The sequence below is a fragment of the Pseudooceanicola spongiae genome, assembly GCF_014899185.1.
GTDB classification, from domain to species: Bacteria; Pseudomonadota; Alphaproteobacteria; order Rhodobacterales; family Rhodobacteraceae; genus Pseudooceanicola; species Pseudooceanicola spongiae.
Map to the genome: position 1 here is coordinate 181399 of NZ_CP045201.1, position 22697 is coordinate 204095.

General features: G+C 64.5%; 28 protein-coding genes and 1 tRNA gene. 9 read left to right on the forward strand and 20 right to left on the reverse strand.

Going from position 1 to position 22697, the window contains the following annotated elements; all coding sequences use genetic code 11:
• Positions 1 to 3: 3 nt before the first annotated feature.
• The gene (locus F3W81_RS00810) at positions 4 to 411 is read right to left on the reverse strand and encodes a MerR family transcriptional regulator (RefSeq protein WP_193081720.1); all 408 of its coding nucleotides are present in this window, start codon (positions 409 to 411) and stop codon (positions 4 to 6) included.
• 448 nt (positions 412 to 859) lie between these two features.
• On the reverse strand, positions 860 to 1234 hold the full coding sequence (locus F3W81_RS00815) for a MerR family transcriptional regulator (RefSeq protein ID WP_193083522.1): 375 nt from the start codon (positions 1232 to 1234) through the stop codon (positions 860 to 862).
• A gap of 142 nt (positions 1235 to 1376) precedes the next feature.
• Here F3W81_RS00815 and F3W81_RS00820 point away from each other — a divergent pair, with 142 nt between their 5' ends.
• The 3 genes from F3W81_RS00820 to F3W81_RS00830 are packed head-to-tail and all read left to right on the forward strand — an operon-like array spanning position 1377 to position 3663.
• Positions 1377 to 1814: a PaaI family thioesterase gene (locus F3W81_RS00820; protein WP_193081721.1), complete on the forward strand. Its 438-nt coding sequence runs from the start codon at positions 1377 to 1379 to the stop codon at positions 1812 to 1814.
• Positions 1814 to 2332 (forward strand): PaaI family thioesterase, encoded by a 519-nt coding sequence (locus F3W81_RS00825; protein ID WP_193081722.1) that lies wholly within the window; start codon positions 1814 to 1816, stop codon positions 2330 to 2332. Before F3W81_RS00820 ends, F3W81_RS00825 begins: the two co-directional genes overlap by 1 nt.
• Complete coding sequence (locus F3W81_RS00830; protein ID WP_193081723.1) at positions 2329 to 3663, forward strand: MATE family efflux transporter; 1335 nt, start codon at positions 2329 to 2331, stop codon at positions 3661 to 3663. Before F3W81_RS00825 ends, F3W81_RS00830 begins: the two co-directional genes overlap by 4 nt.
• Here F3W81_RS00830 and arsC read toward each other — a convergent pair whose 3' ends face one another.
• From arsC to F3W81_RS00845, 3 genes are read right to left on the reverse strand one after another with little or no spacing between them, the layout of a single operon-like run.
• The gene (gene arsC, locus F3W81_RS00835; protein ID WP_193081725.1) at positions 3664 to 4005 is read right to left on the reverse strand and encodes an arsenate reductase (glutaredoxin); all 342 of its coding nucleotides are present in this window, start codon (positions 4003 to 4005) and stop codon (positions 3664 to 3666) included.
• Complete coding sequence (locus F3W81_RS00840; protein ID WP_193083524.1) at positions 4002 to 5060, reverse strand: quinone-dependent dihydroorotate dehydrogenase; 1059 nt, start codon at positions 5058 to 5060, stop codon at positions 4002 to 4004. Before F3W81_RS00840 ends, arsC begins: the two co-directional genes overlap by 4 nt.
• A 35-nt stretch (positions 5061 to 5095) precedes the next feature.
• Positions 5096 to 5434 (reverse strand): DUF952 domain-containing protein, encoded by a 339-nt coding sequence (locus tag F3W81_RS00845; protein WP_193083526.1) that lies wholly within the window; start codon positions 5432 to 5434, stop codon positions 5096 to 5098.
• Positions 5435 to 5670: 236 nt separating this feature from the next.
• Here F3W81_RS00845 and F3W81_RS00850 point away from each other — a divergent pair, with 236 nt between their 5' ends.
• Entirely contained in the window at positions 5671 to 7239 is a 1569-nt protein-coding gene (locus tag F3W81_RS00850) for a bifunctional metallophosphatase/5'-nucleotidase (RefSeq protein ID WP_193081727.1), read from the forward strand.
• Between the two features lie 65 nt (positions 7240 to 7304).
• On the opposite strand, the gene F3W81_RS00855 is transcribed toward F3W81_RS00850, so the two are convergent.
• On the reverse strand, positions 7305 to 7823 hold the full coding sequence (locus F3W81_RS00855; RefSeq protein WP_193081729.1) for a DUF4405 domain-containing protein: 519 nt from the start codon (positions 7821 to 7823) through the stop codon (positions 7305 to 7307).
• Positions 7824 to 7962: 139 nt separating this feature from the next.
• Here F3W81_RS00855 and F3W81_RS00860 point away from each other — a divergent pair, with 139 nt between their 5' ends.
• The 4 genes from F3W81_RS00860 (at position 7963) to F3W81_RS00875 (ending at position 9805) form a co-directional block, all read left to right on the forward strand.
• Positions 7963 to 8271, forward strand: a complete 309-nt coding sequence (locus tag F3W81_RS00860; protein ID WP_193081731.1) for a DnaJ family domain-containing protein — start codon at positions 7963 to 7965, stop codon at positions 8269 to 8271.
• A gap of 4 nt (positions 8272 to 8275) precedes the next feature.
• On the forward strand, positions 8276 to 8941 hold the full coding sequence (locus tag F3W81_RS00865) for an SOS response-associated peptidase (protein WP_193081733.1): 666 nt from the start codon (positions 8276 to 8278) through the stop codon (positions 8939 to 8941).
• Positions 8942 to 9039: 98 nt separating this feature from the next.
• Positions 9040 to 9396, forward strand: a complete 357-nt coding sequence (locus F3W81_RS00870; protein WP_193081735.1) for a DUF883 family protein — start codon at positions 9040 to 9042, stop codon at positions 9394 to 9396.
• A 7-nt stretch (positions 9397 to 9403) separates the two neighbouring features.
• On the forward strand, positions 9404 to 9805 hold the full coding sequence (locus F3W81_RS00875) for a phage holin family protein (RefSeq protein WP_193081737.1): 402 nt from the start codon (positions 9404 to 9406) through the stop codon (positions 9803 to 9805).
• Positions 9806 to 9988: 183 nt separating this feature from the next.
• Here F3W81_RS00875 and F3W81_RS00880 read toward each other — a convergent pair.
• The 4 genes from F3W81_RS00880 to F3W81_RS00895 form a co-directional block, all read right to left on the reverse strand.
• Positions 9989 to 10062, reverse strand: a tRNA-Gly gene (locus tag F3W81_RS00880).
• 56 nt (positions 10063 to 10118) lie between these two features.
• Positions 10119 to 11417 carry a TRAP transporter large permease gene (locus F3W81_RS00885; RefSeq protein ID WP_193081739.1) on the reverse strand — a complete coding sequence of 433 codons (1299 nt, stop codon included), beginning with the start codon at positions 11415 to 11417 and terminating at the stop codon, positions 10119 to 10121.
• Positions 11418 to 11468: 51 nt separating this feature from the next.
• The gene (locus F3W81_RS00890) at positions 11469 to 11972 is read right to left on the reverse strand and encodes a TRAP transporter small permease (RefSeq protein WP_193081741.1); all 504 of its coding nucleotides are present in this window, start codon (positions 11970 to 11972) and stop codon (positions 11469 to 11471) included.
• Between the two features lie 44 nt (positions 11973 to 12016).
• Positions 12017 to 13036 (reverse strand): TRAP transporter substrate-binding protein, encoded by a 1020-nt coding sequence (locus F3W81_RS00895; protein WP_226941781.1) that lies wholly within the window; start codon positions 13034 to 13036, stop codon positions 12017 to 12019.
• Positions 13037 to 13188: 152 nt separating this feature from the next.
• Here F3W81_RS00895 and F3W81_RS00900 point away from each other — a divergent pair, with 152 nt between their 5' ends.
• Entirely contained in the window at positions 13189 to 13662 is a 474-nt protein-coding gene (locus F3W81_RS00900) for a MarR family winged helix-turn-helix transcriptional regulator (RefSeq protein ID WP_193081743.1), read from the forward strand.
• Positions 13663 to 13680: 18 nt separating this feature from the next.
• Here F3W81_RS00900 and F3W81_RS00905 read toward each other — a convergent pair whose 3' ends face one another.
• From F3W81_RS00905 to F3W81_RS00950, 10 genes are all read right to left on the reverse strand, one after another.
• The gene (locus F3W81_RS00905) at positions 13681 to 14196 is read right to left on the reverse strand and encodes a flavin reductase (RefSeq protein WP_193081744.1); all 516 of its coding nucleotides are present in this window, start codon (positions 14194 to 14196) and stop codon (positions 13681 to 13683) included.
• A 9-nt stretch (positions 14197 to 14205) separates the two neighbouring features.
• Positions 14206 to 15162, reverse strand: coding sequence for a PDR/VanB family oxidoreductase (locus tag F3W81_RS00910; protein ID WP_193081746.1), 957 nt, complete (start codon positions 15160 to 15162; stop codon positions 14206 to 14208).
• Positions 15163 to 15177: 15 nt separating this feature from the next.
• Positions 15178 to 15927, reverse strand: coding sequence for an SDR family NAD(P)-dependent oxidoreductase (locus F3W81_RS00915; RefSeq protein ID WP_226941782.1), 750 nt, complete (start codon positions 15925 to 15927; stop codon positions 15178 to 15180).
• 13 nt (positions 15928 to 15940) lie between these two features.
• Positions 15941 to 16423 (reverse strand): aromatic-ring-hydroxylating dioxygenase subunit beta, encoded by a 483-nt coding sequence (locus F3W81_RS00920; RefSeq protein WP_193083530.1) that lies wholly within the window; start codon positions 16421 to 16423, stop codon positions 15941 to 15943.
• Between the two features lie 5 nt (positions 16424 to 16428).
• Positions 16429 to 17706: an aromatic ring-hydroxylating oxygenase subunit alpha gene (locus tag F3W81_RS00925; protein WP_193081749.1), complete on the reverse strand. Its 1278-nt coding sequence runs from the start codon at positions 17704 to 17706 to the stop codon at positions 16429 to 16431.
• A gap of 223 nt (positions 17707 to 17929) precedes the next feature.
• On the reverse strand, positions 17930 to 18286 hold the full coding sequence (locus F3W81_RS00930; RefSeq protein WP_193081751.1) for a hypothetical protein: 357 nt from the start codon (positions 18284 to 18286) through the stop codon (positions 17930 to 17932).
• A 92-nt stretch (positions 18287 to 18378) separates the two neighbouring features.
• Positions 18379 to 19536, reverse strand: a complete 1158-nt coding sequence (locus tag F3W81_RS00935) for an acyl-CoA dehydrogenase family protein (RefSeq protein WP_193081753.1) — start codon at positions 19534 to 19536, stop codon at positions 18379 to 18381.
• On the reverse strand, positions 19536 to 20702 hold the full coding sequence (locus F3W81_RS00940) for an amidase (RefSeq protein ID WP_226941783.1): 1167 nt from the start codon (positions 20700 to 20702) through the stop codon (positions 19536 to 19538). The genes F3W81_RS00935 and F3W81_RS00940 overlap by 1 nt, the downstream gene beginning before the upstream one ends.
• A gap of 142 nt (positions 20703 to 20844) precedes the next feature.
• Positions 20845 to 21600 carry a class II aldolase/adducin family protein gene (locus tag F3W81_RS00945; protein WP_193081755.1) on the reverse strand — a complete coding sequence of 252 codons (756 nt, stop codon included), beginning with the start codon at positions 21598 to 21600 and terminating at the stop codon, positions 20845 to 20847.
• Positions 21600 to 22574 carry a ketopantoate reductase family protein gene (locus tag F3W81_RS00950; protein WP_193081757.1) on the reverse strand — a complete coding sequence of 325 codons (975 nt, stop codon included), beginning with the start codon at positions 22572 to 22574 and terminating at the stop codon, positions 21600 to 21602. The genes F3W81_RS00945 and F3W81_RS00950 overlap by 1 nt, the downstream gene beginning before the upstream one ends.
• Positions 22575 to 22697: the final 123 nt, after the last annotated feature.

Consider the following 22697-nt stretch of genomic DNA (forward strand, 5'->3'; position numbering starts at 1 on the left):
GGCTTACTCAGCCGCCTTTTTCGCCTCCTGCATGGAGCCGATCATACGGGCCACCCAATCCATTTGCTCTTTCAATTCCGTTATCGCCGTATCAAGTTCTGCGCGCTGCGCTTCCATGATCTGGAGGCGGTCCTTGGCGACCCCGTAGGTGCGCGCCAGCTGGGTCTGCTGCTGGTCGCCCATGTCGTAGAGGTCGAGCAGCTGGCGGATCTCTTCCAGGGAAAAGCCGAAGCGCTTGCCCCGAAGGATCAGTTTCAGCCGGGCACGGTCGCGTCGCGTGAACAGGCGTTTCTGGCCTTCACGGATCGGAAAGAGCAACTCCTTCGCTTCGTAGAACCGCAGCGTGCGTGGGGTGACGTCATAGTCATCGCACATCGCGCGGATCGTCATGAGATCGTCTGTGTCTGGCATAACATACCCATCCAAATATTTATCGAGTGGTCAGGAATGTAGCGCACATTCACTGGATACAAGTCTCGGGAGGTTGACGTAAGTGATACGTCACGTCACTTTCGTGTTGACGTAAGATAAGGGTCGGTGACGCTGAGGCAGGCGCAATTTCGTTACCTGTAAAAATCCGCATTTGTCGCTCAGGGCGCGCGCCGTGCCCTCGGGGTGGTGTTCTGCGGCAGAGCCACGATTCGTCAGGTTTCGCGCCATAGGCCCGGAACTGCGCTGGAGCGCCGGACATGCCGCTGAACAGGCTCCGCCCGGCGCGCAAGGGCAGGCCGGGCAAAACCATGTCGGCCAAATTGTCAAAGATGCCCGGTCGGCACAATCGGAACGTGTGGAGTGGCGCCATAACGGCATAAAGACGCCTGTTGGACAGGGGCGTTGAGCGGGCAGTGCCGAGGGCGCGTCAGTTCTCGCTGAGCTCGCTGGCGGCGGTGTCGCGCAGGCTGCGCAGCTCGTCCATGGCCTCGTCGATCTGGCGGCGCTGTTCGGCGAGCTGGGCCATCTGACGGTCGGCCATTTCGACCCAGATCTTCAGCTGGGCCTCGGACCCGGCCTGTTCGCGCATCTCAAGCCACTGGCGCATCTCTTCCAGCGAGAATCCGAAGCGGCGACCGCGCATGATCAGCGTCATGCGGGCGGTTTCGCGTGGGCCATACCAGCGCGCACGCCCATCCCGCTCGGGCTGAAGCAGCTCGATATATTCGTAATAGCGAAGGGTCCGCGGCGTCACCTCGAACTTTTCGCACATTTCCTTGAAACTGAGTTTTTTCTCGGACATCGCTTCGGCTGAATTTATGGCCAACCGGGCGACGGTACGCATTGTCAGCGCGAAGGGCAACCGTTCTGAGCGGGACATCTGCGCGCACTGCCTTGCGGGGCGGGGCGATCCGTTATTCTATGCCGGGACAAGGAAAGTGATCATGACAAAAACAAACCAGTTGGAAATTGCCCGCCAGTTCGTGACAGCGCTGCCCCATGCCCGTGCGCTGGGGCTGGATGTCGAGTCGCTGGAGCCGGGGCGGGCCGTGTTCACCATGCCATACGACACGAAACTGATCGGCGACCCCGAGACCGGCGTGATGGCGGGCGGCGCGGTTTCGGCGCTGCTGGACACCACCTGCGGGGCGGCGGTGGCCAGTCATGCGCTGTCTGGGGCACCGACGGCGACGCTGGATCTGCGGATCGACTACATGCGCACCGCGACGCCCGGCCAGACCATCCGCGCCGAGGCCGAGTGCTATCACGTCACCCGCAGCGTGGCTTTCGTGCGCGCCGTGGCGCTGGATGATGATCGCGACAACCCGGTGGCGACGGCCACGGGGGCCTTTACCTTTCGCATGATCGAGGGAGCGCGCTGATGAGCCGGACCCGTCCAGAACCCGTTCAGGTGATCAAGCAACGCCGCGATGCCGCGCTTGAGGCGTTGGTCAGCGGCGTGCCCTATATCCAGTTCCTCGGCATCAGGTTCGACCGGCGCGGGGATGAGCTGACGGCAATCCTGCCGTATTCCGACATGCTGATCGGCAACCCTTTGCTGCCCGCCCTGCATGGCGGTGCGACGGCGGCGTTTCTTGAGGTGACGGCAGTCATCGGCCTCAGCTGGTCGATGCTTTGGCAGGATCTGGAGACGGGGGTTCTGGATCCGTCGCAGGTCAGCGAAGGACATCTGCCGCGCCTGCCCAAGACCATCGGGCTGACGGTGGATTACCTGCGCTCGGGCCTGCCGCGTGACGCTTACGCGCGGGCTGAGGTCACGCGGTCGGGGCGGCGCTATGCCAGTGTCCGCGTCGAGGCCTGGCAGGACAATGTGGCGCGCCCGATTGCGCAGGCGACGGGGCATTTCCGGATGCCGGTGCGCGGCGAGGACGCCGAGTGAGCCTGGCGGCCGAGGCTCCGCGCACCCGCCTGACCCATGGCCGGGTGCTGCGGATCGCGGTGCCGATCGTGCTGGCGAATGCGACGGTGCCGATCCTCGGCGCGGTTGATACTGGCGTCATCGGGCAGCTGGGGCAGGCGGCGCCGATTGGCGCAGTCGGCATCGGCGCGGTGATTCTGGCGACGTTTTACTGGGTGTTCGGATTTCTGCGCATGGGCACCACCGGGCTGACGGCGAATGCCGCCGGGGCCGGGGATACGCCCGAGGTCGCGGCCCTGCTGACGCGGGCTCTGATGATCGGGCTGAGCGCGGGCGTGGTGATCATCCTGGCGCAGGTGCCGCTGTTCTGGCTGGCGTTTCAGGCCAGCCCGGCGTCCGCCGAGGTGGAGGCGCTGGCGCGCAGCTACATGGGTATCCGGGTGTTTTCCGCCCCCGCCGCGATTGCGCTCTATGGTCTGACCGGCTGGCTGATCGCGCAGGAGCGGACCGGCGCCGTGCTGGTGGTGCAACTGGCGATGAACGGGGTGAACATCGGCCTCGACCTGCTGTTCGTGCTGCATCTGAGCTGGGGTGTCGAAGGCGTCGCGCTGGCGACGCTGATTTCGGAGTGGGCGGGGCTGGGCCTTGGTTTCTGGCTGTGTCGCGGGGCGTTCCGGGTGCCTGCGTGGCGTGACTGGGCGCGGGTGTTTGACCGCTTGAAGCTGACCCGGATGGCGCTGGTGAACCGCGATATTTTGCTGCGCTCGCTGATGCTGCAGGGGATCGTGGTGTCGTTCATGTTCCTCGGGTCCGATTTCGGCGATGTGCAGCTGGCCGCCAATCAAGTGCTGATGCAGTTCCTGATGTTCACCGCCTTCGCACTGGATGGCTTTGCTTTCGCTGCCGAGGCGCTGGTCGGGCAGAGCATGGGGCGGGGCGAGCGCGACAGCCTGCGCCGCTCGGTTCTGCTGAGCGGCGGTTGGGGGCTGGTGATCTGCGCCGTGATGGCGCTGGTGTTCTGGGTGTTCGGCGGCATGATCATCGACCTGATGACCAGCGCCCCGGATGTGCGGGAGGGCGCGCGGCGCTTTCTGCCGTGGATCATTGCGGCGCCGGTTGTCGGGGTCTGGGCCTGGATGCTGGACGGCGTGTTCATCGGCGCGACCCGTGCGGGCGACATGCGCAACATGATGGCGATCAGCCTGTTGGTCTATATCGCCTCGGTTATCGTGCTGGTGCCGATGTTCGGCAATCACGGGCTCTGGGCCAGCTATCTGATCAGCTTTGTCGCGCGCGGCGTGACGCTGGGCCTGCGCTATCCGGCGCTGGAGGCGCAGGTGCGCCGCGGGTGATCAGAGGAGCTCGTGCACCCGTTCGGGTGGGCGGGCGATCACGGCGCGGGTGTCGGTGATCAGCACCGCGCGTTCGATCAGTTTCGGGTGCGCGGCCATGGCGGCGAGCAGGGTCGCGTCATCGTCGGTCTTGCTGAGGGCGAGCTCCCTGAACAGCGCCTCGCCTGTTCGCATCATCTCGATCGCGGGCAGGTCGAGTTTGGCCTGCAGGGCGGTTAGCTCCTCCAGCGCGGGCGCGTCGTCGAGATAGAGGCGGGTTGTGAAGGGCTGGCCCGCCGCCTCGACCAGCGCAAGGGCGGCGCGGGATTTCGAGCAGCGCGGGTTGTGCCAGAGGGTGATCACAGCCAGTGCCCCCTTTGCGTGCCGACGGCCTCGGCCACGGTGGCGAAACCGTCGCGGGCCAGCAGCTCGTCGAGGCCATGCACGATGTCGGCGGCCAGAGACAGCCCACCATAGACCAGCGCGGAATAGAGCTGCACCGCAGAGGCGCCAGCGCGGATCTTGTCGTAGGCCTGCTGCGCGGTGGCGATGCCGCCAACGCCGATCAGGGGGATCTGATAGTCCGTCAGCTGCGACAGGCGGGCGAGCACGCGGGTCGATTTCTCGAACAGCGGGGCGCCGGACAGGCCGCCGGCCTGATTGCGGTGGGGGCTGGCAAGGTCGGGGCGATCCAGCGTGGTATTGGTGGCGATGATGGCGTCGATGCGGTGGGCCAGAGCGACCTCGGCCACGTCGCACAGGCCCGCATCATCGAGGTCCGGCGCAATCTTGAGGAAGATCGGCACGCGGTTGTCGAGGGCATCGCGCATCTCGATCACACGCGCCAGCAGCGCCGAGAGAGCGGCCTTGCCCTGCAGGTCGCGCAGCCGCTCGGTGTTGGGCGAGGAGACGTTGACGGTGGCGAAATCGATGTGCGGCGCACAGGTTTCCAGCACAGCGCAGAAATCGTTCGCACGGTTGCCGCTGTCCTTGTTGGCGCCGAGGTTGAGGCCGATGATCGCGCCGTAGGGGCGGTTGGCCAGACGGCCTGCAATCACCTGCATGCCCTGATTGTTGAAGCCGAAGCGGTTGATCACGGCGCGATCTTCGTTGAGGCGGAACAGCCGGGGCTTTGGGTTGCCGGGCTGGGCGCGCGGCGTGGCGGCGCCGACCTCCAGAAACCCGAACCCGGCGCGCGACAGCGGGCTGAGCGCTTCGGCGTTCTTGTCGTAGCCCGCGGCGAGGCCGATGGGGTTGGGCAGGGTCAGCCCGGCAACGCGGGTTCTGAGGCGCGGCGAGGTGATCTGGCGCGGCAGCGGTACAAGGCCGGCCCGCAGCGCGGCCAGCGACAGGGTATGCGCACGCTCGGGGTCAAAGCGATGCAGCAGACGCAGGCCAAGGCTTTCGTAGCGACGCATCACAAGGCCGGGCCATGCGGCATGGGCCGGGTTGCTCACAGCAGGCCGTCGGGGAACAGGTGTCGCCCGCCAGAGAGCGCCAGCGGCCAATGTTTGGTGACGTCTTCCAGCTTCAGCGCGCCATAGAGATGCGGGAACAGCGCGCCACCGCGGCTTTCCTCCCACTTCAGCGCCTCGCCGAGGGGGGCGGGGTCGACGGCGGCGAGGATCAGCGCGTCCTGCTCGGCGAAATGTTTACTCGCGGTCTCGGCCACCTGATCGGCGGTCGAGAAGTGGATGAAGCCGTCAGCAAGGTCGATGGGGGCGCCCAGAGTGGTGCCTTCGGCCTCAAGCTGATGCCATTGCTCGGTGGTGAAAATCTTGTAAATCATGATGCGCTCCGGATGCCCGTTTTGGGCCTAGGGGTCAAGGTAGTGCACGGCGGAGGTCTGGCGAATTGCCTGAGCTTACACGTCGCCGCAGATATGTAACAAAAAGATGACAGCTTGGGCGACGGTCCGTTTTTGGGCGCGGTGTCATCAGGGTGACGTAGAGATCGGCTTTGACATGGGGGGACGTGCCGGGGCAGCATCCTCGGCACAACAAAGAAACGAACAGAGAGGATTCCGCGATGCATGTCCGCCTGCTGACAAGCGCCGCCGTGCTGGCCCTGAGTGCCGGTTCCGCAATGGCCGATTACGACCTGACCATCCTGCACACCAACGACTTTCATGCCCGCTTCGAGCCGGTCAGCAAGTATGATTCGAGCTGCGGGCCCGAGGACAATGCCGAGGGCAAATGCTTTGGCGGCTCGGCGCGTCTGGTCACCCAGATCGCGCAGGAGCGCAAGGATTCCGGCAACTCGATCCTGGTCGACGGCGGGGATCAGTTTCAGGGCACGCTGTTCTACACCTATTACAAGGGCAAGCTGGCCGCCGAGATGATGAACAAGATGGGCTATGACGCGATGACCGTGGGCAACCACGAATTCGACGATGGCCCCGAAGTTCTGCGTGGCTTCATGGATGCGGTGAATTTCCCGATCCTGATGTCGAACGCCGATGTCAGCGCAGAGCCGCTTTTGGCCGACAGCCTGATGAAATCGACGGTGCTTGAGATCGGTGGCGAAAAGATCGGCCTGATCGGTCTGACGCCGCAGGACACCGACGAGCTGTCGAGCCCCGGTGAGCATGTGACGTTCACCGACCCCTCTGCCGCTGTGCAGACCGAGGTCGACAAGCTGGGTGCCGAGGGCGTCAACAAGATCGTCGTGCTCAGCCACTCGGGCTATAGCGTCGACCAGAAGGTTGCGGCCAATACCGTGGGTGTCGACGTGATCGTCGGCGGCCACTCCAACACGCTGCTGGGCGATATGGAGGGGGCCGAGGGGCCTTATCCCACGATGGTCGGTGATACGGCGATCGTGTCTGCCTATGCCTATGGCAAGTTCCTCGGTGAGCTGAACGTCACCTTTGACGACGATGGGCATGTCATCAAGGCCGTCGGCGCGCCGATCTCGCTCGACGGGACGGTGGCCGAAGATGGCCCTACGGTGGAGCGCATTGCCGAGGCGGCGAAACCGCTGGAGGAAATCCGCACCAAGGTTGTGGCCGAATCCTCTGAGGCGATTGACGGCTCCAAGGATGCCTGCCGCGCGGCCGAATGCCAGATGGGCAATCTGGTGACCGATGCCATGCTGGCGCGGGTTGCCGATCAGGGCGTGACGGTGGCAATCACCAACGGTGGCGGTCTGCGGGCCAGCATCGACGCCGGTGAAGTGACGATGGGCGAAGTGCTGACAGTGCTGCCGTTCCAGAACACGCTGGCGACCTTCGAGACGACGGGGGCCAATCTGGTCGCGGCGCTGGAAAACGGTGTCAGCCAGCTGGAAGAGGGCGCGGGCCGTTTCCCGCAGGTCTCTGGCCTGAAGTTCACCTTCGACAAGGCCGCCGAGGTTGGCAGCCGCATCAGCGACGTCATGGTGCGTGAGGGCGAAGGCTGGGTGCCGATCGATCCCGAAGGCACCTATCTTGCGGTCACCAACAACTATGTGCGCAACGGCGGCGACGGCTATGCGATGTTCAAGGACTCGCCCAAGGCCTATGACTTCGGCCCGGATCTGGCGGATGTGACGGCGGAGTATCTGGCGGTGAATTCGCCCTATGCGCCCTATCTCGACGGTCATATCACTGCGAAGTAATCGCCGACTCGTCGGTGAGGATATCCCCCGTCCGGGCAACCGGGCGGGGGTTTTTCGTGGCAGCCTCAGCTGCTGGGTTGCGCGCCTTTGGCGAACGCGAGCCCGAGCGCCCGGTTGCGCAGGCCCGCGTCGCCATGGCTGAGGTCCGCGATGGTCGAGGTCAGGCTGGCATCGCTGAAGCCCTGAGCCTGCAGGGTGGCGACAAAGGCATCGGGCTGTTTGCCGACCAGCTGCGCCAGCGCCGACACGGGCGCCGTGGTCAGTGCGCCGAACACCATCCCAGGATTGACGGTGGGCACATCGGGGTCCGTGGGGGTGAGGGTGACGCTGCTCAGCACCGTTGCCACGACGCCAAGGGCGAGGATCGCGGCGGGCAGCGGGCGTTTCAGATAGCCCTTGACGGGGCGCCAGTTCATCACGATATGCAGCACGGCGACGGCCAGCACCGCAAATCCGACCCAGATATGGGCATCGCGGCTGAGCGTGCCACCGCTATGGAAATAGAGGGCGACGCCGGTGACCCCGGTGATGAGGAAGGTGGACGCGACCATGGGCGTGGCCCATTTGCGAAGGGCAAGGTGCATTGGCTGAACTCTCCTGAGATGTGGCTTTGGGTTTGATACGGGGCGGCGCGGCGTCTCCGTCGCGGGAATTTGCGGTCTCTGGCGGATTGACCCGCGCGGTGGATTTCGGGACACTTGGGGCAACGACAGGAGCGCTTTCATGGATCACCCGCTGTTAGAGCTGATCAACGCCCGGATCGCGGAGGCCGAGGCGCGCGGCGATTTCGACAATCTGCCCGGCGCGGGCAAACCGCTGCCTGCTGAGGACGACCCCGAAAACGCGCTGATGAACCGTCTGGTGCGCGAGGCGGGGGGCGCACCGGCCTTCGTCTCTCTGTCGCGCGAATTGCGCCGGCTGCGCGAGGAGCTGCTGGGCGAGGGCGACCGAACGCGGCGGCGGGAGATCCTGAAGGAGATGTCGATGATGGAGGCCCGGATCGAGATCGCTCGCGCGGCCTGGGTGAAGTAGCGCGATGTGCGGGCGCTTCGCCATCACCCTGCCACATGACGCCATGGCGCAGCTGTTCGCGGCGCGCCTCGATAACACCTTGCCGCAGGCCGAGAGCTACAACGTCTGCCCGACGGCGCAGATCGCGGTGGTGCGCGCGGGCGAGACCGGGCGGCGTCTGGTGTCGATGCGCTGGGGCTTCGTGCCGAGCTGGTACAAGGGCGTCAGCGACGGGCCGCTGCTGATCAACGCCCGGGCCGAGACGATTGCCGAAAAGCCTGCCTTTGCCGCAGCTTGCCGGGCGCGGCGCTGCCTTGTGGCCTGCCGGGGATTCTATGAGTGGAACCGTGACGGCGCGCAAAAGCTGCCATGGTTCATCGCGCGCCGCGACGGCGCGCCGCTGGTCATGGCCGGGATTTGGCAGGACTGGACGCAGGGCGACACGCAGCTGACCACCTGCGCGCTGGTGACGACCGCCGCGAATGCGCTGATGCAGCCGATCCATCACCGGATGCCGGTGATCGTCGAGCAGGTGGACTGGGGCCTGTGGCTGGGCGAGGCGGGCAAGGGGGCCGCGCCGCTGATGCGGCCCGCCGCAGAGGACGTGCTGCAGAGTTACCGCGTCGCGCAGGACGTCAATTCCAACCGGGCGACGGGCGCGGGACTGATGGCGCCGCTGCAAGAGGCGTGACGGGCAGGAAAGGCGTGCAAGTGACACGTTAAGGTGGAACAATGCATCAGGCGGTGCGTTGATACATGAATTCAAATGTCTCCAAGGAGGATGACACGATGGCAACTTCCAACACGTCCAATGACGCTAAAGCCACCCCTGCAGCCGATGCGAAAATCAATGCAGAATCCGCGACCATTCAGATGCAGCTTGATGCTGTGCAGAAAGACGTCGCCGAGCTGACGCGCGCGCTGACCGAATACGGCAAGGCGCAGGGCGCACATTTCAGCGGTGCGGCCCGTGCCAAGGCTGAGCAATTGCGTGGCGAGGCCGAAGCCGGTCTGTCCTACGCCGATGCGCAGGCCCGTCAGGCCTATGCCACGGCAGAAGATCGGGTGCGTGAAAACCCCGCCGCTTCGGTCGCGATTGCCAGCGGTGTCGGCTTTCTGATCGGCATGCTGATGGCGCGGCGCTGAGGACTGAATGTTCGGATCCCTCAGATATTCACTGTCGCGGATGGTGCGCCGGGCGGGATATTCGCTCGGCGCGCTGATCCTGATGTCGATCGGCGCGGGCTTTCTGACCGTCGCGGGCTGGATCTATCTGGCGCAGACGCATGACACGCTGTTCGCCGCACTGGTGATCGGCTGCGTCTATTTCGGCCTTGGGCTGATCCTGCTGGCGTTGAGCAGCCGCACCCGTCCGGTGCCGATGGCACATCACGCCGCAGCACCGCCGCCGGCAGCGGCGTCGATGACCGGGCTGATTGCGGCGTTGATGCAGGGCGTCGGGGCAGGGGTCGCGGCAGGTGCTGCGCGCAAACCTGCGCCACCGCCTCCTCCGCCACCACCACCTCCCCCGCCGCCGGAATACCCCTACCGCTGAGGCTGATCCGAGCTGATGATCTGAAAACCGCCCGCGCAGCCAAGACTGCGACGGGCGGTTTCGTTTGTGTGGGGTGGCTTGAGCATGCGCTGCTCAGGTGCTGAAAGAAATTCGGCACGGACTCAGAGGGATGGCGCAAGCCGACTCTGTGTCCGTGCCGTCAGACTGTCAGGAGGGAAATCCTGGAGCGGGTAGCGGGAATCGAACCCGCGCGACTAGCTTGGAAGGCTAGGGCGCTACCATTACACCATACCCGCTCTTATGAGTTCGACATATTTCATGGGCAAAGCACGGTCAAGAGGCTCTCCGCGCGCTACATGCTATTGGGCAGAAACAAGACCAGTCCGGGGACCAGAATAAGCAGGATGATGCGCACCACATCCATCAGCACGAAGGGCACGAGGCCACGGAAGATCGTGCCGAGCTGGACGTCCTTGACGACAGAGCGCAGCACGAAAGCGTTCATGCCAACCGGCGGGGTGATATAGGAAATCTCGGTGATCACGACGACGAAGACGCCGAACCAGATCAGATCGAACCCCTGTGCTGCGACGACCGGATAGAAGATCGGCACCGTCAGCATGATCATCGACAGCCCCTCCAGCACGCAGCCGAGGACGAGGTAGATCACGAGGATCGTCAGGATCACGGAGGTCGGGCCGTCGCCGAAATAGGTGACGAAGGCCTGCATGTCGCCGGTCATGCCGCTGAAGTTGACGTAGTTGGTGAAGGTCAGCGCGCCGAACAGGATGAAGAACATCATGGCCGTCGTCTTGGCCGCGTCAAACAGCGTCACGAAGGCCGAGGAGATGGTGAACTTGCCCGACAGGATGGTCAGCAGCAGGGCGCCTGCGGCCCCCATGCCGGCGCTCTCGGTTGGGGTGAAGACGCCGAGGTAGATCCCACCCATCACGAAGATGAACAGGATGATCGCGCCGAGCGTACCCTTGAGCGCGCGCAGACGGTCGCGCAGCGGCAGCTTGGGTTCGGTCGCAAGCTCGATGCCGCGGAACCGGATCGAGAGCCAGACGGCGGTGGTATAGCCGAGGATGCCGAGGATGCCGGGGATGATACCGGCCAGGAACAGCTTGCCGATGTCCTGCTGGGTCATGATGCCGTAGAACACCAGGATCACCGAGGGCGGGATCAGGATGCCCAGCGTGCCGCCCGCCGCGATCGAAGCAGTCGAGAGGTCATCCGGATAGCCATAGCGACGCATCGAGGGCAGCGAGATCCGCGCCATCGTTGCTGCCGTCGCCATCGACGAGCCACAGACCGAGGAGAAGCCACCGCAGGCGATCACAGTGGCCAGTGCAAGCCCGCCTTTGCGATGGCGCAACCAGGCATGGGCGGCCTCGTAGAGTTCCTTCGCGATGCCCGATTGCACCACGAAATTGCCCATCAGCAGGAACAGCGGCAGGACGGAGAGCGAATAGTTCTTGCCCTGATCGAAGAAGGTCGTGCTGAGCAGCGAGAGCGCCGGGTTCCACCCGATGATGGACACTGTTCCGAGCAGGCCGATCAGCGTCAGGGCGATGGAGATCGGCAGGCCCACAAGCAGCAGGACAAACAGGGCGGCCATGCCGACAGGCCAGTTGGCGAGGAGTTCCATGGGGAAAATCGTCTCAATATGCAGGGCGTGAGGGGATCAGGACCCGAAGCGTCAGGTCCTGAGGGCGCGGCGCAGATCGCGGGCAGCGACATAGAGCGTCAGGATCACGGCGACACCGGCGCAGACCGAGCAGAGCCAGGCGACCGGACCGACCGGGATGCGCAGCGAATTGGTGACGCCGTTATAGGCGTAGATCTGGCTGCCGTAGACCCAGAGACGCCAGGAAATGACGCCAAAGATCGTGGCTGAGATCAGCGCCAGCAGCGCCTTGCGGAACGGCTGAATCCAGTCCGGCATCTGCGAGGTCACCAGATCGACAGTGACATGTTCGTCGTCCATGCAGACGGCGGGCAGGCCGATGAAGATCACCGAGACCAGCAGCACTTCGGTGAGTTCGGTTGCGCCGATCAGGGGCGAGTTGAACAGGTAGCGCCCGATCACGTCGACGACGGTCAGCGTCATCAGCAACAGCAGGATCAGCCCGCAGACCCAGGCCAGCACACGGCGGGGCCAGTGGCTGAGTGCGCGGGAGCGCTTGCCGGAAGCCGGAGGCATTGCTGCCTCCGGTCCCGCTGCGAAATGTTCGGCAGGATTGGGGCTCATTCGGCCTCGACCTTGGCAATTTCGTCTTTCATCATCTTCATCGCCGCGTCAGCATCCACACCGGCCGAGGAAATCTCGTCCATCTTTTCCTTGATGACGGGGGCGAGGGCATCGGTCCAGGCGACCATCTGCGCGTCGGTGGCGGTGGTCAGCTCGATCTTGCCGTCCATTGCAGCCTTGCCCTTGGCGTCGGCGCTGTCCCACATTGCACCGGCCATACGGGCGAGGGATTCACCGGTGACGCTGTCGATCTGGGTCTGCTCTTCCGGGGTCAGGCTGTCCCATTTCGCCTTGTTCATCACCACGAAGAACGAGGTGTTGTAGAGGCCGCCGGGGACGTCGATGCCCTTGGTCAGCTGCGGGATCAGACCGAAGGAGTTGACCGATTCGTAGGGAAAGAAGATCCCGTCGGCCACGCCCTGGCTCAGCAGCTCATAGGCCTTGGAGGAGGGGCCCTCGACCGGGACTGCGCCCAGTTTGGTGGTGATTTCGTTGATCAGCCCGCCGCCGACGCGCATTTTCTTGCCGTTCAGCACTTCGGTGGCAGAGGCGTCGCCTTCCTTCATGAAGATCTCGCCGGGGCCGTGGGTGAAGACGCCCAGAACCTTGACGCCGTCATATTCGCCGGCCTGTTTCAGCATCGCGTCCCAGGTGCGCCAGTAGGCGACGGACATCGCGGTCGCGCTGTTGCCGAGGAAGGGCATTTCCGCGACGCTGGTGGTCTTGAAGCGACCGGGTGTGTAGTTCTGCACGCCGAAGGTGATGTCGGCCACGCCATTGACGGCAAAGTCGAAATGCGCCGGGGGCGGCCCCAGGGGGGCGGGCAGGATGTTGGTGGTGACCGAGCCGCCGGTGGCTTCCTTGATCGCTTCGGTCATCGGCACGATGACTTCGGAGACGAGGGGGTGCGAGGGCGGCAGCCAGTTGGCTACGGTCAGCGTCGTATCGGCCATTGCGGCAGCGGCAGACAGCGCCAGAGCGGCCGTTGTGGTCATCGTCAGCTTCTTGAAGAGCATGTTTGGTTTCCCTGTTGAGTTGCTGTTGTTCTGGTAATTGTCGTAATGTTCACGTGACTATTCTTGGTTTTTCTGGCGAAAGTCAGCGACCTTCAGCAGATTGGTGTCACGATGCACGGTGCGCGGGTGTTAAGGGCGAGAAAAGAGGCAGTATGAGCGATCCCATCAACGACAAAGACGCAGCCGAGGGCGAGGGCCGGTTTCGCAAGCAGGACTGGCCGTTCTACTGGCTGACCCGGACCTCGGCGCGCTATTTCATGACGATGGAAAAGCGGTTGAAAAGCGTCGGTCTCGACGTGCCGCGCTGGCGTGTGCTGATGTCCCTGTTCGAGGACGAGCATATGAGCGTCTCGGAGATTGCCGAGGTCTGCATCATCAAGCTGAACACGGCCACGAAGATCATTCAGCGCATGGTGGCCGATGGTCTGGTCACGACCCGCGCCCGCCCGACGGATGCCCGCGTCACCGAAGTGACGCTGACGCCGCTTGGCGATGCGCGCCGCCGCGAGGCGCGCGCGATTGCCGATGTGGTGTTCGCCGGGGCGTTTCAGGACCTCGACGCTGAGGAACAGCGCGTCCTCAACACCCTGATGGAACGCGTTTTTCACCGATTGGGGGATTACTGAGCGCGCCCGGGTCATCAATCAGACGGCCGTGATGTGGTGGAAGTCACGGCCGAACCAGATCAGCGTTTCGGCCTGACCCTCGGCCAGCTCCATCGCCTGCACCTCGCAGAAGAACACGGTGTGCGAACCAACGGAGTTGCTGTCGGTGATGCGGCAGTCAAAGGCGACCGGTGCATCCGCCAGCAGCGGGCTGCCGGTCGCCATGGTGCGCCAATCGGCCCCGGCAAAGCGTTCTTCCTCATCTTTCTTGCTGGCGAACAGGCCCGCGACGTCGCGGTGACGCCCGCCGAGGACGTTGACGGCAATGACGCCGTTCTTCTCGATGATGTCGTGGCTGCGGTTCGATTTGTTGATGCAAACCAGCAGGGTGGGCGGGCTGTCGGTGACAGAGCAGACAGCCGAGGCCGTCATGCCGTGTTTGCCCGCAGGCCCGTCCGTGGTCAGGATGGTGATGGCCGCACCGAGGCGGGCCATGCCTTCGCGAAAGGTCTGCACCTCTGCAGCGGTGGCTTCGGTCTTCGCAGGTTGGGTCATGATCATTCCTCAGATATCCAGTACCAGTCGCGCCGAATTCGCGCGCGAACAGCACAGGCACATCTCGCTGTTGTCTGCCTTTTCGTCGTCCGTGAGGAAGTGGTCGCGGTGATCCGGCTCGCCCTCAATCACGTCGGTCAGGCAGGTACCGCAGATGCCTTCCTCGCACTTTACCTCTACCGAGACGCCGACGCGTGCAAGGGCCGTCACGATGGATTCCCCCTCGCCCACGGTGACGGTCAGGCCAGAGGCGCGGGCCTCAACCTCAAACGTGTCGCCGGTGATGTCGACATCGGCCGAGAAATATTCTCGGTGGATGTGGTTGGTGGCGTGGCCACGGGCCTCGGCTTCGCCAATCAGCCAGGACATGAAGCCCTCTGGCCCGCAGATATATAGATGGGTGCCGGGGGCGGCGTCGGGCAGGGCCTCGGCGCTGAACTTGCTGTCGGCGTCGTCGTGGTGCAGGTGGATGCTGTCAGCGAAGGGCGCGGTGCTGAGCACATCGTCGAAAGCGGTACGATCGGCGCTGCGGGTGCAGTAGTGCAGCTCAAACGGTGCGCCCTTGGCGTGCAGCTCATGCGCCATGGCCAGCATCGGGGTGACACCGATGCCACCGCCGAAGAGGTAGGTCTTGTCGGCCTCGACCAGCCCGAAGTGGTTGCGCGGACCGGTGATGCGCAGCTCGGCGCCCTTGCGGGCGATGTCGTGCAGCGCGACGGAGCCACCACGGCTGGCGGGTTCCTTGAGGATACCAAGCTGCCAGACAGCGCGGTCCGCGGGATCGCCCGCCAGCGAGTACTGGCGCCACATTGTCTCGCTGTCGGTGGCAACCAGCACGTCGATATGCGCGCCGGCAGTGACGGCGGGCAGGGGCGCGCCAGTCGGATCCGACAGGGTCAGCCGCATGATATCGCCTTTGTCATCAAGGCGTTCTGCGATGGTCAGGGTCAGGGTCTCGGTGGTCATGGGGTTCTTTCCGCCTCAGCGCATGAAGAGGCCGCCGTTCACGTCCCAGCAAGCACCGGTGACGAAACTGGCAGCGGGCCCGGCAAGCAGGGCCACGAGGTTGGCGACGAAGGCCGGATCGCCCAGCTGACCGGCCGGGATATTGGCCAGCATCCCGGGCATCTTGTCCGCCGGGACCAGGTCATGCACCATCGGGCTGTCGAGTGGGCCGGGGGCGATGGCGTTGCAGGTGATGCCAAAGGGCGCGAGGTCACGGGCGAACACCTTGGTCAGCGTCATGATCGCCCCCTTCGAGGCCGCGTAATGCGCCCCGGTGGTGGTGCCACCGTTCTGCCCGGCAAGCGAGGCCATGTTGATGATACGGCCATAGCCGCGCTCTTTGAAGTGCCGCCCGAAGATCTGGCTGCCGGCGAAGGTGCCACCGGCGTTGACGGTCAGGATCTTGTTGAAATCCTCAGGGGATATCTCCAGCACCGGCTGGGCCTTGGTCAGGGCGGCGTTGTTCACCAGCACTTCGCAAGAGCCCCAGCAGTCGACGACCTTATCCAGAACCTCTTGAAAATCCTCAGGCTTACTGACGTCGAGCGTGGCTGTGACGGCGGTTTCACCAGCCATGTCCAGCTCGGTCGCGAGCGCCGAGGCGCCTGCAGAGTCGATATCGGAAATCACCACCCGGAACCCTGCGGCGTGCAGGGCGCGGGCGATCTGGGCGCCGACGCCGCTGGCGGCCCCGGTGACAACGGCGGTCTGGATGACGTCTGGCAAGGGGGCCCCCATTTCAGAAAAGGTAGCTGATCGAGGTCAGCATGCCGTCAGAGTTCAGCAGGCGCACGACCTTCTGGGTGATGCGGATGCCGTTTTCGGTCGCGATCAGCTTGTGCTCGACGTTGGCCGCGAACATGCGCTGACGACCGAACTTGTCCTCGACCACATGCAATGCGGAGCGGATGGTGATGGCGCCCGGCGCTTCCTCGGTGATGACGAAGCGCGACACGGTGCGCACGGTGCGCGCAGGCGGGGCGGCGGAGATCGAAAAGCCCCCCGACAGACGCGCGGCGCGGGCCTTGCGCATATCGGCATCATCGTAAGCGATGTTGAGATTGTTGGCAAAATCCGTGACGTCATCGCCGATCGGGATGATGTAATGACCGCCATGCCAGAGCGGCAGCCAGGCGTCAAAATCGTTGCGATCGAGGATGTCGGCCTCCATCCAGAGGAACTGGACGGCGGCGTCGAGGGTGATCTTGCTGTCTGTGGTCATGTCTTTCACGCCATCATCTCCTGCCATTTGCGGTAGGCGGCACGCATGCCGGTTTCCGCGCTGATATCGCCTTTGGGCAGGCCATTGGGCGAGGTGTCTTCCAGGCCAACGCCACGGTTGACCATGACGTCAAGGTCGCCAGCCCCGGCCGAGCCGCGCTGAACCCGTTCCCAGACTTCTGCGTCATCGGGCGAGCCAAAGCCCATAGGGCCTTGAAAATGCTCATGAAGGCGCATGCGCATCTGGTTGGCAGCCTCGGGGCCGCCGTCCATGCCGAGGGCGATGTGGCGGATCTCGGTCTCTTGCACCGAAACCGGGCGCAGGATGCGGAAGAAGCTGAGCGAGCAGGCGGCATTGGGGAAGAGGTTGAGGTTGAAGCCACAGCCCCCCACAGCGCGCACGATGCGGCGCACCTGCGCTTCGTCGTAGTCGGCGCGCAGGGTCTCGGCCAAGGCCTCGAACCGCTCGGGGATCGGCGCGTCGAGGTTGTCGTCGAGGTCGTTCAGCTCGGGCATCATGACCATGACAGAGTGACCGTTGCCGAGGTCTTCGACCCAGCCGTCATCGTCTTCGAGGAAGGAGAACTGCTGCGTCGCCTCACCGTCGAGGGATTGCATGAAGCTCTTGTGAACAACGGGAAAATGGTAGGCGTCGGTGGTGTTTTCGAGCTGGATCTTCCAGTTCATCGGCACCTTGAACTGATGCTCGCCCAGGGTCTTCACCGGGAAGCCGCCGCCCTGTTTCATGAACAGGTCGATCCAGAGTTTGGCATTGCCGAGGAAGTCTTCCAGAGGCTCGACGTCCATGTTGAAGGAGGCGAAGATCATGCCCTGATAGGTCTCGACCTTCAGCTTCTTCAGGCCGTAGTCCTTCTTGTCGAAATCGGTGTTGTAGCCTTCGGTGTAGGGCACGCCACGCAAGCTGCCGTCGAGAGCATAGCCCCAGCCGTGGTAGGGGCACTGGAAGGAGCTGGTCTTGCCCTTCTTGATCTCGCAAACGGTCGCGGCGCGATGGCGGCAGCGGTTGACCAGCACGTGCAGAGCGCCCTTGCGATCGCGCGAAATGATCACCGGCTGGGTGCCGACGACGGAGAGCTTGAAGTTGCCCTTGTCGGGAACCTCGGACTCGTGTCCGACCCAAACCCATGTTTTGCCGAAGATTTTTTCCATCTCGACGTCAAAGATGGCGGGGTCTTCGTACATCGGCGTGGCAACGCGGTCGCCCTTCACCAGCGGTGCGTAGCTGGCGTCTTGCGGGCCTTGGGGGAAATGATCGAGGGTCATGTCCTGTCCTTCGTGAGAGGCTGGGAGGGGATGGTGCGCAGGGGCCGGAAGCGGGTTTGCGCGCTGGAAAGAGAGACGGAGTGGAGCGGACCTGCCGAATGCGTGCCGCCCGCAACATGGGCCAGAGCCCCGCGCAAAAACCGTGCGCGGGAGGCCTCGACAATCTGGCGGCGTTGGTCGGATTCGGCAAGTTCGGTCACTTTTTCCGTCTCTTTCTAAAGGCTTAGAGGTCGGGGATTTCGAGGGCGCGGCCCATGCGGGCCTCGACGGTCATGTACTTCCAGAGGCGGTCATTGCCTTCTCCGACGACAATCGTGCGCAGGAAATTGCAGGCGCCTTGCACGGCTTCGCGGTTGGGGAAGTCGGCGAGGATGTACCAGGTGTAGGGGAAGCCCTGCGACGCGCCGACCATGGTCTGATCGTCGTCGAAAGTGCCTACGATTTCAACGCCATCCATTTTCGCGATGGAGGACATCAGCTCTTGCGTGGCCTTCCAGACCGGGCCGATCTGATCGAAGGGCAGGCTGAAGAAGGTCGGGTGGTTGTTGAAGCAGAGCAGGGTGCGGAGGGGAGCAGTCATATCTTTTCACCGTGATTTGGGGTGTCGGTATCAGAGCGGTATCGCGTCGGTATTGCGTCGGTGCGATTTCGGGGCCGGGGCGGCCCCTCAGGTCATGGATAGCCCGGCGGCGTGGCTTCGCCAAACATGGCAGCGCCCGCGGCGGTCCAGGTGCCCTCGTTCATGAAGGCGTGTTGCGCGACGCAGGCGGCGTCGATCATGCAGCGACCCAGCGTGTGGCCGGTGCGCATGGCGTTGGAGCCGCCCATGACGAAGGCGATGCGGGCGGCCTCGGCGCCGTCACGCGCGGCCTGGCTGGCGACAAGGCGCAGACGGACGCGCACCTCGGGCTCGACCTCGCCTTTGGTCAGCAGCTGGTCCCAGGCTTCCTCGATCGTCTCATAGAAGTGGGCGCGGGCAGAGCGCAGCAGGGCCTCGGCGCGGGCGAGGTCCGCCTGCACATAAGGACGCGCGCCCGGGCTGGGAGCGCCGGTGATCGAGGCCTTCTTGGCGGCGTCGGATTTCACCCAGTCGAGGGCTTCGCGTGCGGCACCAAGGGCGACGACGGCCAGCACCTGCGCGGCCAGCGCCATGGCTGGGAAGCGGAAGATCGGGTCATCGAGTTGCGGCGCGGAGCCGCGGATGAAGGTCCAGTCCTCGTCCACCAGCTTGCCCTCGACCACGACATCATGCGAGCCGGTGGCGCGCAGGCCGACGGTGTCCCAGGTCTGGTCGATGTGCACGTCCGAGACGGGGAAGATGGCAGAGCGCGGCAGCGGCGAGGATTCGCCCTCGATCTTGATGCCGACGCCGATCAGCGAGGCCCCCATCGAGCCCGAGCACCAAGGCCAGCGGCCCGAAACGCGCAGGCGGTCGCCTTCGCGGGTGGCTTTCTGCGGCGGGAACATCGCGCCGGCAAAGACCGTGTTGGGGTTGGTGCCATAGATCTTGGCGAAGGTTTCAGGCGGCAGCGCCGCGAGATAGGTCGAGGAGACGCCGAAGCTGGAGACCCAGCCGGTCGAGGCATCCGCCATCGAGATCTTCTCGATCAGCTTGCAGAATTCGGCGGGCGACAGGGCGTCGCCGCCAAAGCGTTTCGGCACGAAGGCCCGGTAGACGCCGATCTGCTGCAGCTGGGCGACCATATCCTTGGGGACATGGGCGAGGCCTTCGAATTCGGCCCGGCGGGCGCGGATCTGGGTCAGCAGGTCGTCGAGGCTGAGGGCTGCGACGGGGGCTGCTGGGGCGTGTTCTGCGAGAGCTTGGGACATCAGGCTGTCTCCTCTTCAGGGGTGCGGGCGGCAATCCATTCGGCGATGGCGCAGAGGTGGGCATCTGCCCCCTTGGCACCGATCAGTTGCAGGCCTGCGGGCAGGCCGTCGGTCGTCAGGGTCGGGATCGCCAGCGCGGGGTGGCCGGACATGTTGAACTGGCGGATAAAACGGGTCATCGGCAGCACGGCTGTCGGATCGGCGGCTTCCTCCCACGTCGGGGGCGTGCGCGCGAGCAGCGGCAGCAGGATCGCATCGTGGGTTTCGAGCAGAGCGTCGATTTCGGCGACAAAGCGGGTGCGCACGGCCTCGGCTTCGGCCAGCTGCTCAGGTGTGATGCGGGTGCCGTTGAGGATGCGGGTGCGCACATCGGCCCCGAGCGTGGCGTCAGAGGCGGCGAGGGCACCGAATTCGGCGGCGATCTCATAGCCGATGATGGTCATGGAGGCGTGATAGGCATCCATCAGGCTGGGCAGCGTCGCCTCGGTGATCCGGGCGTCGTGCAAGAGTTTGGTGGCCGCGTCGAAACTGGCGGAAATATCCGGCGCGGCCTCGGGCGTCAGCCGCGCCAGCGAGGGGGAACTGGCGAGGCTTTCAGCCTGAAAGCTGGGGTCCATCAGCGTCATGGCGCGGGTCAGCATGGCGGCTGTCGCAGCAAAGGGGCCGATGGAGTCAAGGGAGGAGGCGACGGGGGTGGCACCGCGGCGGCTGATCCGCCCAAAGGTCGGTTTCAGCCCGAAGACACCACAGCAGCCCGCTGGCTGGCGGATCGAGCCGCCGGTGTCGGTGCCGACGGCGAAATCCACCGCGCCCTGTGCCACCAGAACGGCAGAGCCAGACGACGAGCCACCGGGAATGCGGTCGGGCCAGCGCGGGTTCTGCGGCGTGCCGGTGTGGCCGTTGGCGCCGGTCATCCCGTAGGCCAGTTCATGCATATTGGCGCGCCCGACGATGTTGCAGCCTGACTCGAGCAGGCTTTGCACGACGTCTGAATGGGCCAGAGCGGGGGGCGCGTTTTCCAGCGCGGCAGAGCCGGCGCGGGTCGGCAGGCCTTCGATGGCGAGGCATTCCTTGACCGCGACGCGCGGACCGCCCGGCGTGCCGAGGTCCAGCGACACCGTCATCGCGGCGTCTGGACTGAGACCTGGAGGGAAGTCGGGGGTCATGGAACGCTCCGTCTGTTGGGTCAGGATTCTGTCGTCTTTATTACGTCAATATTACCGTATTAATTCTGATTCACGAAGGAAAATCGACAGCCGGCGCCAGATAAACGGGAATATGCACGTTTTTCAGGCGCCGGGTCGTGGGTCAGCTGCGCCCCTGATCGCGCTTCATCTTGCGCACCATGCCGTCGAACAGCAGCGTGGCGAAACTGGCGCTGTCTTTCAGCCGCTGGGCATCTTCGGCGCACTTCTGCTTGATGACTTCGGGCAGCGTGGTGTTGGGGCCGGGGATGCCTTGCGAGGCGCACTGGATCTCAGCCGCGCGCTGCACGGTCCAGAGCAGGAAGAAGGTCAGGGGGATGTCGGACTCGCACACGGCGATGCCATGGTTGCGCAGAACGAGGACGTGCTTGTCGCCGAGCGAGTCGAGCATACGGGGGCGTTCGTCGTCATAGAGGGTGATGCCCTCGAACCCGTGATAGCCGACGCGACCATAAAGCTGCGCGCCATAAAAGCTGTCGTGGTCGATGCCGAAAGCCTTCATGGTGATGGCGGAAATCGGCGTCGTGTGGGTGTGGGCGATGCAGCCGACGTCGGGGCGGTTTTCGTGGATCGCACCGTGCAGGGCAAAGCCGGCGGGGTTGGCGTTGTAGGGGCTGTCCTCGACCTTCTTGCCGTCGACGCCGACCTTGATCAGGTTTTCGGGCGTCACTTCGTCATAGTGCAGGCCGAAGGGGTTCACGAGGTAGGCGTGGGTTTCGCCGGGCACGCGCACGGAGATGTGGTTGAAGATCAGCTCGGTCCAGCCAAGGTAGCTGACGAGGTGATAGAAATCGGTGAGCTGGACGCGCAGCTCGGCCTCGGTCTTGCCCGCGAGGCGGTCGTTGGTCTGGATGTTCATCACAAGGCTCCTTGAGAGAGGGCGGGTGCGGATGTGCCCAGTGTGGCACGAAGTTCGGTGAGCAGGGCAAGGGTTTCGGGCATGGGGATGCCGCGGGCCTCGGCCAGTTCCAGTGGGGCGTCACAGATCGGTGCCAGCTCCAGCGGGCGGCCCGCCTCGGCGTCTTGCAGCATGGAGGTGCGGAACGCCCCGGCCTTGGCCAGTTGCGCGGGCATGTGGCGGGCGATGTCGATCGTGCAGCCCCAGGCGGCCGCGAGGGTTTCGGCCTCAATCGCGATGGCGGTGGCGCGGGCCATTGTGGCGGGGTCGGCGGCGATCTGTTCCAGCGTCATGCCGGTGAGGGCTGAGAGCGGGTTGGTCGCGAGGTTCAGCGCCAGCTTCTGCCAGACCAGCGGGCGGATATGATCGGAGCGGTCGAGCGTGATGCCTGCGGCCGTGATCTCGTCCGCGAGGTCGACCGGGCGGGGGCCATTCAGCGTGGTCGGGCCGAGGGCGAGCTTGTGCGGGATGGTCGAGACGACCGTGCCGTGTTCGTCAAACGCGCCGGTCATCATGGTGACCGAGCCGACGATCTGGTCGAAGGGCACCAGCTCGAACAGCGCCCCGTCGGGATCGACGGCGCGGACCGGGTGGCCGAGGTCATCGAAGAACCACCACGGGATGCCATTGACCAGCGGCACGACGCGGGTGTCAGGCCCCATCCCGGCGAGGTTGTCGCGCAGAGCGGCCTCGATCGCGGGGCCTTTGACGCAGAGGAACAGCACGCTGACCGGCGCGTCGAGGGCGGCGACGGCGGGGACATGTACCGTCACCTCGCCATCAAGATCGCGGATGTGCAGGCCATGTTGCTGAATATGAGCCAGACGTGCGCCCCGGGCAACAAGGCGCACATCGGCGCCAGATTGCGCGAGGCGCGCGGCGAGGATCGATCCGATGGCACCGGCGCCGATAATGGCGATGGAGGGACGCAGCATGGAATCTCCCTGAGAAAGTGAGTTGCAAGAAAAGTAACGTGATTATTGAAGTAAATTCCATGAAGGGCCTTTGACGCAAGGATTTTCACGCCGAAGGGTGCAAATAAATGCCCCCGGGCCTTG

Coding starts and splice junctions, on each gene's coding strand:
- F3W81_RS00855 (WP_193081729.1), bottom strand. CDS start 7,823: ATGCACCTTGCCCTTCGCAAATGGGCCACGCCCATGGTCGCGTCCACC.
- F3W81_RS00925 (WP_193081749.1), bottom strand. CDS start 17,706: ATGACCCTCGATCATTTCCCCCAAGGCCCGCAAGACGCCAGCTACGCA.
- F3W81_RS00950 (WP_193081757.1), bottom strand. CDS start 22,574: ATGCTGCGTCCCTCCATCGCCATTATCGGCGCCGGTGCCATCGGATCG.
- F3W81_RS00910 (WP_193081746.1), bottom strand. CDS start 15,162: ATGACCACCGAGACCCTGACCCTGACCATCGCAGAACGCCTTGATGAC.
- F3W81_RS00825 (WP_193081722.1), top strand. CDS start 1,814: ATGAGCCGGACCCGTCCAGAACCCGTTCAGGTGATCAAGCAACGCCGC.
- F3W81_RS00885 (WP_193081739.1), bottom strand. CDS start 11,417: ATGGAACTCCTCGCCAACTGGCCTGTCGGCATGGCCGCCCTGTTTGTC.
- F3W81_RS00935 (WP_193081753.1), bottom strand. CDS start 19,536: ATGTCCCAAGCTCTCGCAGAACACGCCCCAGCAGCCCCCGTCGCAGCC.
- F3W81_RS00920 (WP_193083530.1), bottom strand. CDS start 16,423: ATGACCACAGACAGCAAGATCACCCTCGACGCCGCCGTCCAGTTCCTC.
- F3W81_RS00810 (WP_193081720.1), bottom strand. CDS start 411: ATGCCAGACACAGACGATCTCATGACGATCCGCGCGATGTGCGATGAC.
- F3W81_RS00945 (WP_193081755.1), bottom strand. CDS start 21,600: ATGAACATCCAGACCAACGACCGCCTCGCGGGCAAGACCGAGGCCGAG.
- F3W81_RS00905 (WP_193081744.1), bottom strand. CDS start 14,196: ATGACCCAACCTGCGAAGACCGAAGCCACCGCTGCAGAGGTGCAGACC.
- F3W81_RS00940 (WP_226941783.1), bottom strand. CDS start 20,702: ATGACCCCCGACTTCCCTCCAGGTCTCAGTCCAGACGCCGCGATGACG.
- F3W81_RS00870 (WP_193081735.1), top strand. CDS start 9,040: ATGGCAACTTCCAACACGTCCAATGACGCTAAAGCCACCCCTGCAGCC.
- F3W81_RS00865 (WP_193081733.1), top strand. CDS start 8,276: ATGTGCGGGCGCTTCGCCATCACCCTGCCACATGACGCCATGGCGCAG.
- F3W81_RS00930 (WP_193081751.1), bottom strand. CDS start 18,286: ATGACTGCTCCCCTCCGCACCCTGCTCTGCTTCAACAACCACCCGACC.
- F3W81_RS00895 (WP_226941781.1), bottom strand. CDS start 13,036: ATGCTCTTCAAGAAGCTGACGATGACCACAACGGCCGCTCTGGCGCTG.
- F3W81_RS00860 (WP_193081731.1), top strand. CDS start 7,963: ATGGATCACCCGCTGTTAGAGCTGATCAACGCCCGGATCGCGGAGGCC.
- F3W81_RS00850 (WP_193081727.1), top strand. CDS start 5,671: ATGCATGTCCGCCTGCTGACAAGCGCCGCCGTGCTGGCCCTGAGTGCC.
- F3W81_RS00900 (WP_193081743.1), top strand. CDS start 13,189: ATGAGCGATCCCATCAACGACAAAGACGCAGCCGAGGGCGAGGGCCGG.
- F3W81_RS00890 (WP_193081741.1), bottom strand. CDS start 11,972: ATGCCTCCGGCTTCCGGCAAGCGCTCCCGCGCACTCAGCCACTGGCCC.
- F3W81_RS00840 (WP_193083524.1), bottom strand. CDS start 5,060: ATGCGTCGCTACGAAAGCCTTGGCCTGCGTCTGCTGCATCGCTTTGAC.
- F3W81_RS00875 (WP_193081737.1), top strand. CDS start 9,404: ATGTTCGGATCCCTCAGATATTCACTGTCGCGGATGGTGCGCCGGGCG.
- F3W81_RS00820 (WP_193081721.1), top strand. CDS start 1,377: ATGACAAAAACAAACCAGTTGGAAATTGCCCGCCAGTTCGTGACAGCG.
- F3W81_RS00815 (WP_193083522.1), bottom strand. CDS start 1,234: ATGTCCGAGAAAAAACTCAGTTTCAAGGAAATGTGCGAAAAGTTCGAG.